Below are 13,263 nucleotides of genomic sequence, written 5' to 3' on the forward strand. Positions count from 1 at the left end.
TTCTAACAAGAGAGGGCTTCAAGAAAACAAGTCAGGCTGTGAACTCCCTAGGATTCCGGAAGAGAAAATCTGTCGAATCGGTCCGGTTGAAATGAATTAAGATCGATCCGCTCAGTTCTGCCTTTCAAGATTAGATCTGCTGCGATGAGACCAGCGGCAGGAGCATGCATAAAGCCATGTCCGCTGAACCCATTAGCTAAAATAAACCCGTTTAATCCTGGTACTTCGCCAATAATCGGAAGAAAATCAGGCGTTTGTTCGCAAATACCCGTGTAGGTCCGCAACCATTTTATATCGATCGTCGAAGGGATTGCCTCCATGACCGCCGTAAAGAAATCTTCAGCCACAGACTTATCAACCCCTTCTTCAAACCCAGGCCAGGTGTATTGATCGGTTCCTCCTAATAATACCGTCTTAGCGCTGACTTCCTGATGTAAATAGAAACCAGTAGCCAGATCCGTAATTAGGGGAGTCTTCGGAGGCACATCAATCGGGTTAGTGCAGACGTAAACCTGACGGCGAAAGGGTTGCACTGGAAGCATAATCCCTGCCGTTGCCGCTAACTGGGCTGCATGGGGACCGACGGCATTCACTATAAGCGGGCTCCAAATAGTCCCTTGCTTGGTTTCGACGCCTTTAATCCGCTCTCCATCAAGGATAATTTTCGTTGCTTCCCGTCCAAAATGAACATCAGCGCCTTTTCGACGTACCGCCGCGTAAACCGCTGCCAAAACCGCATACGGGTCTGCATAGGAATCCCATGGGCAAAATGTACCGCCCTGAAAGCGGTCTCTGTCAAGGTATGGGAAATTCCTTAGCAATTCTTCCTGTTCCAGCAACTTCATAGGAATGCCATCAGTCTCAGCTTCTTCAACCGTCAATTGCAATTGATTCCACAACACCTCATTATCAGCCAGCATTAATCCTCCTTTTTCCAGATACTCAATTGGGGTATCAAAAGTTGACTCAAAATTAAGGAAGAAATCCCTGCTCAGAAGACTCAAGCGCCGGAGCAGAGGACTGCTAAATTGGTGGCGTATACTTCCGGTTCCTATGCCAGTGGACCCCATTCCAAGCATCTTTTCCTTTTCCAATATGGTTATTGACAGTCTGGAATCCGCCTCCAGAATATGATAGGCAATGCTTAATCCAATAATGCCGGCACCAATAATGATTATATCTGGCTTCAACTCTTTACTATTTATATGCATTAATTTCACACCCGCCAATTTCACATCATTAATCATTAATACCTTTATAATAAGGGATAAATCCAGCTCCGTACCACACAATAGTCTATAGTTTAACCCGCCATCTTAACTGCATTTCCTTTTGATCCTAATAACCAATCGATAAAAATCTGATAGATACACCTTTCGTACCATTGACTTCAACTGCGGAACCATAAGATCAGATGGGCATTCATCAGAATAGCGATAAACAACATAAAAACTAGTGATTGTCTCTAACTCCGAACTTAATTCCGGATAATGGTCTGCAAGTCTCTGATAATAGTCATAAGGAGTTTCATCAATTTGCCGAGGACACTTTTTCCAGCATCCCCATCGGAGTAATTGACCGTAGGCATGATCAGTAGACATGCGGACAGGTAAAAGCAGTATGATTAAATTGCTGACTTTTTTTATGTTTTTTAAGACCGAAGCATAGATATTCTTCCATAAGAATATAGGATTAAAGCCTGCCCTGCGGCTCTTGCCAACCTGCCGTTGAAATAACCATGAAATCAAAAAGCGTATGAAATAAAAGACGATCATTATTACACAAACGCATAACATAATCAGCAAGAACCATGTTACTCCCTGCAAGATGATATGTTGCCAGGTTGAATCCGCGTTGGGCAGAGGATTAAAATTCTGCTTGGTTGCCGATTGATCAGTCAAATCGGCCCTAGTGTTGCTAATACTGAATTTGTTCCATAATGAAAATACGCTGACCAGAATATTTACCAAAAAGAGAAGAACTTTACCGAACATATCAATTGCACCTCCGGCAGTCCCCGATATATGAGGAAAAAGGGAAACGGTTTCCGCCGAAAGATATAGAAGCATCGTTATTGCTATACTGAGGACCCACCCAGACAGAGGGTTAATCTTCTCACCGGTATTATTATCTATATATAATGGGAGAAGATTAACGAAAACGGCAGCGATTATCCAGGTAATCCCTCCTGGAAGTGAGATCTTAGCAACACCCATGCTTATAAACACTAAAAAAGTTAAGAATATACACCAATCAAAATGACTGTAAACATTAGGAGTGCTTTTATGATAAGCCAGATAGAGTGAGCGATATCCCAGCCACAGAATTGAGCTGTGAACCAAAATAATATTGAAAACAGTTAATCCTTCTAGGGGAATCGAGAACAAGATAAAACCCGTCTGCCAATTTGTCGAAGATACGAATATGCCAAGCAGGAGTATATTGATTCCCACTATGGTCAGTCGCTGAAAATTTCCAGCTGCCAATATCATATTGATCAATGTCAAAACGCCAGATAGAACGAAGAAAAACAAGGGATTTAAAAGAGGACTCCCTTGAAATAAACCCATTAAAAAAAAGATCAAAAGGATTAGAAAGCACGTCTCCGAGGAAATGAGAGCCAACCTGAGAAAGACATTATGATATCTCATGTTCGTGTTCTGCCTCCTTATAGCCTCCAGGGTTTGTTGTTTTGCTTTCTCTGAAAGCATTGAGACTTAGCTGAACGAGTTCACTGGATGGAATAGAATATCACCTGACTTATTGCGGACGGCATATGCTTAGGAGGACTGCTGCCAATGACAATTAGGGTTGTTCCCCATGGCAGATGATAGGCTTCTGATTTCAGGATATCTTCCAAGCTTCCTAAAACTGCAAATTCAGCACGAGCCAAAGATTCCAGAACTAACCTGACTTGATCAAAATCTCTATTCACAGGCAGTATGACCGCTCCAGGTTGTTCCTTTTTGGGCATGTTGGCAATCAGACCAAAAGGAATTCTGCTATTATCTGCCCACACAGCCAGGGAAGCAGCTACAGAGAGTGCCTCTTCAAAAAGATTTTCCTGGGGCTCCGGCTGAATAAAATCCTCGGCATCTATAGCAATACATATCTGCAGGCTTGCTGATGATTCGATAATTCTAGCCAGCAACCGATCTTGCTTAGCGCTTGCCTTCCAGTGAATGGACCGAGCTGGCATATCCGGTGTATATTCTCTTAATCCCACAAACATAATAGGATCAAATAAAAATGGCCGTTTATCTCGCTCTAAACCACTGAAATCGGAAGGATGTGTCTTGATTTCCTCCAAGGCAAGCAACCGAGGATAAACAATCACACTCTTAGTCCCGCCCCAGTATGCTTGACGATAAAAAAGGCCCAACACATCCCGGGAATACAAACGGAGCGCAGGAATTTTGTAATACCCACGCCTGTGCACTGCAAATTGGTGACTAACAATCGTTTTAGCATTCGGGCCGAGATAAACCTGCCCCTGGATATCTCCCATAGTTTCAGGATCTTGAGGGGATAACTGGAGTATTGAAGTCAGGGATTGTGACCAGTTGTAAAGACCAGGCAACCATTTTTTGTTTTCCATTGATATTGAAAAAACGGTTTCTTCTCCAGGAAACAATTGCAAAGGTTTGAACTTTGTTTCGACCTTCAACTTGGACAAACCCGCTTTAGACCACAGACTAGCTATTTCAATGATGATAATTATAATAAGTAATAAAAAAGCAGGTAAAAAGTTCCTAACTTTCAGCAGGTAGAGAAATATAATCAATAAAACAAACCTTGATAGTAATAGGGTAAATACAGAGGTAAGGTTAGGAATGGCTAACGGTTTTTCCATATTTTAATCACCGTCTTTTTCAACCGGGACAGGAATAATAGCCAATAATTCTTCTAAAACCTGACCAGCTTTTACTCCTCTTAGGCGATCCTCTCGTTTTAAAAGTAAACGATGGTTAAGTACATATCCCGCAAGATATTTTATATCATCAGGAATGACATATTTTCGTCCCCTAAGCAAGGCCAGGGCACGGGCTGCACGAACTAGAGCAAGACTGGCTCTGGGACTGGCTCCAAAGGCTACCGCAGAGTGAGTGCGGGTTGCCCTGACCAGCTCTATTATGTAACTGCGAATCGACTGGTGCACAAAAACATTACGGGATAGCTCCTGCCACTCTTTTACGTCCTTCTCTCCGCCCACTGCTTGCAACTTCAGGAGAGGATTTTCTTTGCCATGAGTTAATAACAAGTTTTCCTCATCTTCAGCATTTGGGTAACCCATAGAAATTTTTAACATAAAGCGATCCAGCTGGGCTTCCGGCAGTGGGAAGGTTCCATCATGTTCAATGGGGTTTTGGGTGGCCACCACGAAAAATGGGTGAGGAAGTCTGGTCGTTTGTCCGTCTATGGTTATCTGTCTCTCCTCCATTGCCTCCAGCAAACTGGACTGAGTACGGGGAACAGTGCGGTTGATTTCATCAACCAGCAGGATATTCGTCACTACTGGGCCTGCCCGGAAGGAAAAACTGTTACTTTGGCGGTCGAAAACGTAAAAACCAGTGACATCCGTCGGCGTTAGGTCAGGAGTACACTGAATCCTGTGAAAATCTGCATTTAAAGAAGCAGCTAGGGCTTTGGCTATTAATGTCTTGCCCACACCAGGAACATCCTCGATCAGAACATGTCCTTCTGCAATAAAACCAACTAACAAAAGAGTCAAAGAATCCTCTTTGCCAAGAACAATACCGGAGATATTTTCTTTTAAACGCTGTAAGCTGCTCGGCAACATTATGCTTCCTCTTTTCTATAAGAACCTTCAACTTCGCCTCAGTATGAACTTTATAACAACTTATTATAATTATCAATTGTTTTTTGAATAATCATTTTTATCAAAAAAGCATAGTCTTTTCTCATCTCTGAAAAAAGACTATGCTTTTTAAGAACCGTGATTATTGTGTTTCAATTTAGTCAGTTGGTTCCGGCAGGTCAAATCTCTAATGCTTCTTTTGCCATCTGCTCATATTCATCGAGACCAGATATTATTGCAAATTCAGCAATTCCAACTGGGTAGGCAGACACTAATTCAATGATGTGCGACTTCATCTTCGGCCAAAAATATCCCCCCACTTCTTTGTAGGCCTTAATAAGCGAATCAAGCCCTTCTTCACCAAACATCTTATAATAGATAACAAAGTCATTCGACATATCAGTCACCCTAGCTTCAGTCCAATCAATCAAGCCAGTCACATTTGCATTTTTATCCACCAAAATATGCCCTGCATGTACATCTCCATGAATAAGCCCGGTCTCTTTAGGCCACATTTCTTCATCATTCAGCCATGCCTGCCATCGATTCCATAGTGACTCGCCCACTCCAAACTTTGCCTTCACTGAATCCATACGCTCTTTCATCGATTGTTTTGCCTCTTCTGGAGTATGAACAACCAACCCAGCTTCAATTGCCTTTTTATTGGGAATGCTGTGCAGCGACGCCAGTGCTTTTCCAAGCGTTTGATGAAAGCACTCCGGTACATTTTTCTCATCAATTTCCCAGACATAGGCATGTGTATCAGGATCTATGGTACCTGCCGGTATGCCGCATAACCTCTTGTACGCAATCAGCTCGTCTGTGTACACCGACCAGTTTGGCGCTTGAAATGTAAAGTATTGGTTCACCAGATCTAAGGCATTTTTCTCTACTTTCGTTCTAGGAATAACATCTTGACGCCTGGGAAAACGCAGCACCCACTCATTACCTTCTAGATCGGTTGCAAATACAACCTGAAAGTCAAGGCCCGATTCATTAAATTCTAAAGTGTTTTTTTTCAACTGCAGACCATGTTTTTCCGCTGTTTCAATGACTTGATTTATTGTTTTACTCATTGATCATCACATCCTCTATATATTATTACGTACGTACAAGCAGTTGGTTTACATTTAGAAAGCCATCAGTGTCCCACCAATTTTCCTAGTCTTAGGAAGCTTTTCTAATCTTCGTGTTAATATCCATCATATATCACCTAGAAATTATTATTTTAGGTTACATACTGTTGATATCTTTCATAATCCGCTTCCTTACATTCTAAAGATATTAACACTCCGCTACCTTCATAAAGAGTTGATTTTATCGTTGCATTATCATTCAGATAGGATACAATATTTCCTTTGTCATACGGAATTAACATCTCACAGTGGACATAGTCTGTGAAAGCCTTTTGCCCAATTACGTTCACTAAATCAACAATTCCTTCTTTCCTCTTGGCAGAAATGTATACGCAATCCTCTGTAATTTTTGGAATTTCAACATTGAGCAAATCTGTTTTGTTGTAAGCATAGATAACAGGAATATTATCTGCTCCAAGCTCCTTTAAGGTCTCCCTCGTAACCTTCATTTGTTGATTATACTGAGAATTTGAGTAATCAACGACGTGAATCAGAAGATCGGCTTCTGCAACTTCTTCTAACGTTGATCGAAACGCTTTAATTAAATGGTGAGGCAATTTACTTATGAAGCCTACTGTGTCCGTTAATAAGAAGGATTTATTATCCGGTAACTTAATGCTTCTAACGGAGGTTTCTAACGTGGCAAACAACATATCCTTTTCAAACACCTGCTTCTCAGTTGATGGATTAAATAAATCTATCATGGCATTCATTAGGGTTGACTTGCCTGTATTTGTGTACCCTACTAAAGCAATCACAGGAATCTCTTTCTTTTTACGCTTTTTCCGTTGGTTTTGACGTTGAGTTACAAGTGTCTCCAATTCTTTGTTTAATCCACTGATTCTATCTTCAATCTTTCTACGGTCCAGCTCTAGTTTTGTCTCCCCAGAGCCTCTGTTTTTCAGGCCGGAACTTCCCCCCTGACGACCTAATGATTCTCCCAGACCAATTAATCTGGGCAACATATATTGTAGTTTCGCTACTTCTACCTGTAGTTGGGCTTCCCGGGTTTTAGCCCTCTGAGCAAAAATGTCCAAAATCAGAACCGTTCGGTCTATGACCCTGCATTCTAAAATTTCCTCTAGGTTACGAATTTGAGAAGGAGATAACTCATCATTGAAAATTACTAGATTAGCATTCTTCTCAGCAAATAATGCTAATACTTCTTGGATTTTACCCTTGCCTAAATAATAGGATATATTCAAGCCATTCAATTTTTGGATCTTTTCACCAACTACCTCTAGATCACACGCATTTGCTAAGTTAAACAATTCCTCCATTGAATCTGTAAAGTCCTGCTGATTGTTAAGTTGAACCCCTACTAGTATCGCTTTTTGTTTTTGTTCCATATATATTCCTCCCATTTGAATGTAAAGAAAACTTGGCTGGCGCCCGAAGACACTGTCTTCTCACGTATTAGTCATTCTGTCAGCCGCAGACGCTGGCCATGGATGGCGAGAAGGGACCAAAGGCGGCAGCCCTAGTTGCACTTATACTTTCTGATAGCACAAAAAAACACAGGCTGGTTACCTGTGTTATGAGTAAACGGGAAGATGCCTACTAAAAAGTTCAGAAAACTTGGCTAGCGCAAGCAACAACACACTTTTCCATTGATTAGTGGTGCTAGCTAGCGGTATGGGGGTCTGACTAGTACAAAGAAATTTTGTTCTTAAAATACCAAAACAAGCGTCTTACTGACTAACGCAAGGTCTCTCAAAGAATCGCACCAGAAATAACTCATTCTTTAAGGAGATTTATTGATATAAAAATACAACAAAAAGAGGGCAGATTGGTCCCTCTTTAACGAATTTCATTATACGTATATATCGTTAATAAGGTTCTCTTAAAAATAGGCATACCAAATCCCGATTACTCTACACAGCGGTAGAGCCTTTAAGCACTATTAAATTAGTTACATAAAGTATTTAAATCGGAGTCTAATATGACAAATACCCATTTTAAGACAACCCTCCATCCATTTAAAATCAGTCATATTATATCACACATATGTTGAACTTGTATAGAAATCTTCCATGCCCAAAAGTCTATAAGATTTTAAATTAGTCCTAATTGATCCATTGTAAATTTTGGGCATAAGGAATTGCCCATCCTCCATGTATTGTGTTAAGCTATCCTTAGAGGATGAGATACTCCTTTCCGAACTTTTAGTATAGTAATTCAAATGATTAGCAGACCCGTCTCATCTTACTTCTTGCTATAAAAGGAGGCACTCAATTTGGAGACGACAGCTTTAATTCTATCGATCATCTTTTTTGTCGCTGGTCTGCTGGGGACTATACTGCCTATTTTACCTGGTGCCATCCTGATTTACGGAGGCATGCTTCTTTATGGGTTCATGACGAAGTTTTCAACACTAGATGCAAATTTCTTTCTCTTACAAGCATTAGTGCTAGTTTTAGTCTTTTCCGTGGATTTTGTTGCTTCTGCTGCTGGCACACGTCGCTTTAATGGCAGCAAACAGGCAGCTTGGGGTGCAATCATCGGCACAATCCTTGGTTTGATTTTCTTCGCACCGCTGGGTATCGTCATTGGCCCCTTCCTTGGTGCTGTTGTGGCTGAATTGTTGCGTGGTATACAAATAAATCAAGCAATCCGTGTTGGGTTTGGTACTTTGGTTGGCATCCTCGGTGGGACAGTATTGAAATTATGTGCTGAAATCTTAATGATTGTTTATTTCTTTATACGTATTTAATGGGACTAAAGCAAACCGTTTTTAATAACATTCTATTAATTTCTTACTGCAAAGAACCCTGTTTATATGCCTTTTAATAGCCATTTACATAGGCCGCCTCGCTAGATAGTCGCTAATCTTCTAAATAATTCCCCTGGAAATACTGACTCCTGTTGCAGATACAACGCATCTGCAACAGGATTTTATTCTTATCAACATTTATCAAACAATAACAAACAGGATGTTTAGTTGGCAGGTTCCCATTTACATCTTACAGGAGAAACAATTGCTTCTTCCTTTTTTAATTCCTTAAATGCTTTATCAATTTCTTTACGGTCCAGACCTGTTAATTTCTCTACTTCTCCCGCACTTACAGGTTCTCCTGCATCTCTCATTGCTTTTAGTACATCTTCTTTAATACTCATTTTACTCAGTCCTTTCAAAAAACGTTGCTATATTTGCTCGTATTTGTAGTTTAAATTCTTAACTTGAAAATGTAAACGTTCATTTTCTATTATCCACTTTTTTAAATGCCTATATGCTAGGACAAGTTGAGAAATAATAATGGCTGTATGACAACATTAGTTTTCATACAGCCATTATTATTTCTCCTCCAGCCTTTACTCTAAAAATCCCTCCATACTCTCTCGCGAAAGTGTCCATCGCAGTTTAATTGCTTGCAAAGCTACACTATAACTGATTTGATCCCAGCTTTCCAAAGCATGATCTAAGTCAAAGCTAGTACTTCCCATGAACAGATGTTGAGCAAGCAAAATAAGTGCTCTATGATTACTCGCAAAACCCTGTTCCAAGATTTTGCCGAAATCGATTTCTTCTAGAGTGGTATATCTTTTTGTTGCTGACCAAATCTCCTTAGTTGAAGTAAGTATGTAATAGGCTGAGTAATAGCCAGACTCATTAGATTTTTTCTGTGTTAAAAGAGCTAAGAAATGTCCCTTATGTTGGCTATTGGCGTAGTAAATTTGTTCAAAATTCATTTTCAGTCTCCCTACAATTTTAATTATCCTTGTCTAAGGTATTCGCTTCAACCTCCACGACATTGAGTCTAGTATATACTTATTAGGGATTGACTACTACTATTTTCCCCTACAGGCCTGAATTAACGATCTTCTCGGAATATTATTGCGGTTCATCTCTAAGATGGCAATGCTCAAGATGAAGTTGCTCGCCGTATTAATTGACTCGCCAAATACATGCCGAGACCGATAACGCTCTCGATATGCAATAGATGTTCAACGGACGGCTCGTAAAGGATGGTGGCATTAGCTTGAACTTCTTCGTCCCCTTCCCAAACAATCACACACAAGGGAATTTCGGGGAAAGCTTGGAAAACAGCTGACGCATCCCCAAAAGATGCAGCTTTTCCACCTAAAGCAGTCGCACACGCCAATAATTGTTTGGGCTGATCTCCAAATGCCTTGACAAGGCCTAGGATCGAACTTTTGTGAAAGGCAGGATAAAATAGCATCCCACCGTTGGGTATTTCCTTTAAACTTACCCATTTTTTAGCGGTTTCTTGAGCTGTTTTGGCATAGGCAAGGTAATTCAAGATTATGATAGCTGCATTAATATCTGGGACATGTCCATCTATTTCCCTGTAGATCGTCTCAGTTTTGCAATCTAAAATATACTCTGAGTTAAAGAAAGTCACAACGAATTGTTGGATTTCTCCAGAGTAGGTCACAGCAAGCTGTGTGGCGATTTCCTCCGGTACCTTTTTTTTTAGGTCCTGCCAGTATTTATCATAAGCAACTCGGTAATTTGTTTCCATTAATCAACCACCCTCTCCTTTTGCACAAAGGCGCTTGAAACAAAAATACACATCTTGGCTCCAAGGACCTGGTGAATCACACTAAGTTCCTATATTATTGGTATCAATGAAGTTCATCGGTTGCCAGACTTAACCCGTAGGAATAAGAAGACACTATAGTCCTAATACTATTCTAGGTTGGAAACAACAAATAATTACCCAATAATAAGTATTCAAATAATTTGAGAAAGAAGTTGTTTTAAATGGAATTACTTGATGCCATGAAAGCCAGACGAAGCATTCGAAAATTTAAATCCGACCCCATTCCAGAATCACTGATTACTCAACTTATCGAATCCGCGCGATTAGCTCCATCTGGCAGTAATATTCAACCTACACGCTTTGTTGTGATTAAAAGTGATGAAGCTCGCAGACAATTAGGCCAAGCTACTCCTTTACCATTCGTCAGTCAAGCGCCCGTTGTCATCGCATGCTGTGTGTCCACAGAGTCCTTTGGAGGCTTAGGAACTCGAATGCGAGAACTCATGGAAGCGGGAGCTTTCACAGATACCCCCCTCGAGAAGATGGACACAGAAAGTTATGCAAAGCGTAACCCAATGGATCAAGCCACTGCCGAAGCCTATCTTCGCTTAAACGCAGCCATTGCTATCGATCACATTACATTACGTGCTATTGACCTCGGTTTAGGCACCTGTTGGGTCATGATGTTCGATCAAGAGAAAGTAAAGCAGATCCTAGGATTAGGCGAGAATTATAATGTTGTGGCCTTATTACCCGTAGGTTATCCTGACCAAAACCCCACCTCTCGTCCTAGAATTGAGTTAAGTGAGATCTTGCTTAAAGAAGTTTAATTCCGTCAAATGTGCTTTATGGACCAATAGTTGTAAACTTATCAAAAGCATTGGCTAATTCAATTAAAATTAAGGCATACGACTTCTACTACTTTCCACGTTCTATTCTGAAATTCCTTCCAAGATTAGCAATAATAAGCATGGTTCCAGTTGGTAGGCCCTTTCGGGTAACCACGGATCAAAACCTGCGTGGCATTACGCACTGTTAACCGCGCCCTATTCCCATCTGGTTCCGAATTACCTATCAAATAGCCCATACCTTTGGTGCCAGTCAATCTTTCTCATTATCCATGGGAGCCTAGATGGATAGATTTTTTGGTATTTCAACGGTCTTAGCCTTAACTGGAGCCTTCTTCACCTTAGCGTATGCCCCTTTGAAACAAATAATTGAGGGAACATCCAAGGAACTATGGCCGGGAAAAATGTCCATAGTCGAAGATGGAATGCCTAAAAATGCTATGGGGGTACAATATACAGTTGTTGTTGCCATGATCTTATTAGTATCTTTTGGCGGAGAAGCTGCTGTCAAATTCTTTAATAAGCTAGTTCTAATGACTAATGTGGCCATGACACTGCCCTATATGTTTATATCTGCTTCCTTTGCCGCCTTTAAAAAGAATCAAACGATCAAAAAGCCCTTCAAAATTTTCAAAAGTTACCACAGTGCTTTAATCTGGACTGTAATGGTGACGTTCACAGTAGGATTTGCAAACTTCTTTACAATCATCCAACCAGCCATTGACGGGGATCTGTCCTCTACTATTTGGAGTATTGCCGGACCGTTGTTTTTCTCTATTGTCGCCTTATTAAGGTACACGAACTACGAAAGGAAACCAAATTCTGTAACTCCTTAAATCTCCTATTGTTTAAATGGAGGGGACAGGTTCCTTGTTTTTAATCAAAACAAGAAACCTGTCCCCATGTTTCAGAGTTTCAAAGCCTCATTTAGGCAAGTCGTCAACAGATATGCTTGGCCTCTTACTTCATCCCTTTTCATTTTTCCTAAAATCTATGAACCAGCTTATAAAGTTTATTACATGAAGCGGCAATAACTACAGTACATGCACCCAAGAAAATACACAATCCAAACATTGAAATCCATGCTAACATAAGCGACGCCCCCTTCGTATTTATTCACTCATTGCACACCTCTTGGTACACTTGATCTAAAATGAGATAATTGGATAATTGAATGATAACTTCCGAAACATCAGTTTATGCAGATAACTATCTTGGAACAGAAGTTAACGAATTATTTGGTTGATAGTGATTATTTTCACTATATTGCATGAATATAGTTCTTTACGTAAGACGTGTATCACTTGGAAGTCTCTCCGAAAGTTATCGTCATCAATTCCCGGTTCATTGAAAACCTATTCACTCTCCTTTAAACTCTACTCCTTATTTAAAGCCTAACATAGCATCAGCTTCAAATCCATAGGATAACAATATGTTCACAATCATATATATTTATTTTTAAGAAGACCATCCCACCTCACATACATAATTATACACAGAAAAACTACCTCGTAAGAGATAGTTTTTCGCTTGTTACCTGGCGATACGAAAGGCACGATAGTGTCCTGTGGACAGTATCGCCGAGCCACCCACCCCAAAGAAACGCTTCGTGGCGAAGGGGAGCCTTTCGCCACACTGCGACTCGTGACGCACACTCCTGCAATGTGGATCCGAACGGGTGGAATCCCGACTCTCCAAATTCGTCGGCGCCGACGAATTTAAGACGCCCCAGATAAAGTGGCAAGGATGACACATAAAGAAAGACCATCTCTGAATGAGATGGTCTCTCGCTTGTTACCTGGCGATGACCTACTTTCCCAGGAGCTATGCTCCAAGTATCCTTGGCCCTGGAGGTCTTAACTTCCGTGTTCGATATGGGAACGGGTGGAACCCCTCCGGCATGATCACCAGATGCCAACTCGTAGTTCGAAATACGATGTTCGTGGTTCGAACTT

General features: G+C 40.8%; 11 protein-coding genes, 1 rRNA gene and 1 pseudogene. 3 read left to right on the forward strand and 10 right to left on the reverse strand.

What is annotated here, in order from left to right:
• Window positions 1-47: 47 nt before the first annotated feature.
• The 6 genes from BUB11_RS15075 to hflX form a co-directional block, all read right to left on the reverse strand.
• Window positions 48-1,247: an NAD(P)/FAD-dependent oxidoreductase gene (locus BUB11_RS15075; RefSeq protein ID WP_242947558.1), complete on the reverse strand. Its 1,200-nt coding sequence runs from the start codon at window positions 1,245-1,247 to the stop codon at window positions 48-50.
• 69 nt (window positions 1,248-1,316) lie between these two features.
• Window positions 1,317-2,492: a DUF4129 domain-containing protein gene (locus BUB11_RS15080; protein WP_345788582.1), complete on the reverse strand. Its 1,176-nt coding sequence runs from the start codon at window positions 2,490-2,492 to the stop codon at window positions 1,317-1,319.
• Between the two features lie 239 nt (window positions 2,493-2,731).
• Entirely contained in the window at window positions 2,732-3,853 is a 1,122-nt protein-coding gene (locus BUB11_RS15085) for a DUF58 domain-containing protein (protein ID WP_073030587.1), read from the reverse strand.
• A gap of 3 nt (window positions 3,854-3,856) precedes the next feature.
• Window positions 3,857-4,801, reverse strand: a complete 945-nt coding sequence (locus BUB11_RS15090; RefSeq protein ID WP_073030588.1) for an AAA family ATPase — start codon at window positions 4,799-4,801, stop codon at window positions 3,857-3,859.
• 197 nt (window positions 4,802-4,998) lie between these two features.
• Window positions 4,999-5,895, reverse strand: a complete 897-nt coding sequence (locus BUB11_RS15095; RefSeq protein ID WP_073030589.1) for a macrolide 2'-phosphotransferase — start codon at window positions 5,893-5,895, stop codon at window positions 4,999-5,001.
• Window positions 5,896-6,047: 152 nt separating this feature from the next.
• Window positions 6,048-7,304 carry a GTPase HflX gene (hflX, locus tag BUB11_RS15100; protein ID WP_073030590.1) on the reverse strand — a complete coding sequence of 419 codons (1,257 nt, stop codon included), beginning with the start codon at window positions 7,302-7,304 and terminating at the stop codon, window positions 6,048-6,050.
• A gap of 887 nt (window positions 7,305-8,191) precedes the next feature.
• On the opposite strand from hflX, the gene BUB11_RS15105 reads away from it, so the two are divergent.
• Window positions 8,192-8,668 (forward strand): DUF456 domain-containing protein, encoded by a 477-nt coding sequence (locus BUB11_RS15105; protein WP_073030591.1) that lies wholly within the window; start codon window positions 8,192-8,194, stop codon window positions 8,666-8,668.
• A gap of 224 nt (window positions 8,669-8,892) precedes the next feature.
• Here the strand turns inward: BUB11_RS15105 and BUB11_RS15110 are convergent, their stop codons facing one another.
• From BUB11_RS15110 to BUB11_RS15120, 3 genes are all read right to left on the reverse strand, one after another.
• Window positions 8,893-9,072, reverse strand: coding sequence for a transcriptional regulator (locus BUB11_RS15110; RefSeq protein WP_073030592.1), 180 nt, complete (start codon window positions 9,070-9,072; stop codon window positions 8,893-8,895).
• A 195-nt stretch (window positions 9,073-9,267) separates the two neighbouring features.
• Complete coding sequence (locus BUB11_RS15115) at window positions 9,268-9,645, reverse strand: hypothetical protein (protein ID WP_073030593.1); 378 nt, start codon at window positions 9,643-9,645, stop codon at window positions 9,268-9,270.
• 173 nt (window positions 9,646-9,818) lie between these two features.
• Complete coding sequence (locus tag BUB11_RS15120; protein WP_073030594.1) at window positions 9,819-10,439, reverse strand: DUF3786 domain-containing protein; 621 nt, start codon at window positions 10,437-10,439, stop codon at window positions 9,819-9,821.
• A gap of 242 nt (window positions 10,440-10,681) precedes the next feature.
• Between BUB11_RS15120 and BUB11_RS15125 the strand changes: the two genes are divergently transcribed.
• Both BUB11_RS15125 and BUB11_RS15130 read left to right on the forward strand, forming a co-directional pair.
• Entirely contained in the window at window positions 10,682-11,290 is a 609-nt protein-coding gene (locus BUB11_RS15125; protein ID WP_073030595.1) for a nitroreductase family protein, read from the forward strand.
• 242 nt (window positions 11,291-11,532) lie between these two features.
• A pseudogene (locus BUB11_RS15130) lies at window positions 11,533-12,144 on the forward strand (APC family permease); the annotation flags it as partial.
• Between the two features lie 960 nt (window positions 12,145-13,104).
• Here the strand turns inward: BUB11_RS15130 and rrf are convergent.
• A 5S ribosomal RNA gene (rrf, locus tag BUB11_RS15135) occupies window positions 13,105-13,220 on the reverse strand.
• Window positions 13,221-13,263 lie beyond the last annotated feature (43 nt).

It is taken from the genome of Desulfosporosinus lacus DSM 15449, assembly GCF_900129935.1.
GTDB lineage: Bacteria > Bacillota > Desulfitobacteriia > Desulfitobacteriales > Desulfitobacteriaceae > Desulfosporosinus > Desulfosporosinus lacus.